At 69.7% G+C, this 888-nt stretch carries 1 protein-coding gene; it reads left to right on the forward strand.

Annotated features, from left to right (window positions below):
* The first annotated feature begins 44 nt into the window (after window positions 1–44).
* Window positions 45–833 (forward strand): transposase, encoded by a 789-nt coding sequence (locus tag FL583_RS39825; RefSeq protein WP_170324117.1) that lies wholly within the window; start codon window positions 45–47, stop codon window positions 831–833.
* Window positions 834–888: the final 55 nt, after the last annotated feature.

Genomic DNA, 888 nt, shown 5'->3' on the forward strand with positions numbered 1-888 from the left:
GGGCTGACTCGTAACCACGGTCGTTCTTGGTCGTTGGGTGCCGCGTGGTGGTGTTGTCGGCGTCGCGGACCGAACTGATCCCGGTCTTCACCGGCCTGTCCGAACGGCAGTTCCGACGTCTTGTCGCGACCGTGGCCCGCCGCGGCGGCGCCGAGGTCGCGGACCGCCGGCCCGGCCGGCCGTGGTGTCTGCCGCTGGCCGACCGGGTGCTGCTGGTCGCGGTCTACTACCGAACCAATTTGACGATGCGGCAGGTCGCGCCCCTGTTCGGAATCAAGCAGGCCGCGGTGCACCGCATCATCGACCGGCTCGCCTCGTTCCTCGCCCTCTCCCCGGTGGTCCGCCGGCACTCACCCGAGAAGGTCCTGATCGTCGACGGGACCCTCGTCCCGGTCCGCGACCAGGACCTCACCGCACGGTCGAAGAACTACCGCTACTCGGTGAACGTGCAGGTCGTCATCGACGCCGACACTCAACTCGTGGTCGCGGTCGGTGACCCGGTGGCGGGCAACCGCAACGACTGCACCCCCTGTGAGGACTCCGGCGCAGCGTGGGCGACCCGCGGCGCGACCGTGATCGCTGACGGCGCCTACCGCGGGCCCCGCTGCACCGGAGTCGTCATCCCGCACCGCCGCAACCGCGACAAGAGCCCGCTGCCGGACTGGAAAGAAGACCACAACCGGTCTCACCGTCACGTCCGAGCCCGCATCGAACACGTCCTGGCCCGGATGAAGAATTGGACGATCCTGCGTGACTGCCGCCGCCGCGGCCCCGGGGCCGCACACGCCGTGCGTGGGATCGCGTACATGCACAACCTCGCCGCGACCATCTGACCTCAGACCGGGCCCGGCCACCGCCGACCGAACCGAGTTACGAGGCAGCCCTTAG

The organism is Cryptosporangium phraense, assembly GCF_006912135.1.
Taxonomy (GTDB): domain Bacteria; phylum Actinomycetota; class Actinomycetes; order Mycobacteriales; family Cryptosporangiaceae; genus Cryptosporangium; species Cryptosporangium phraense.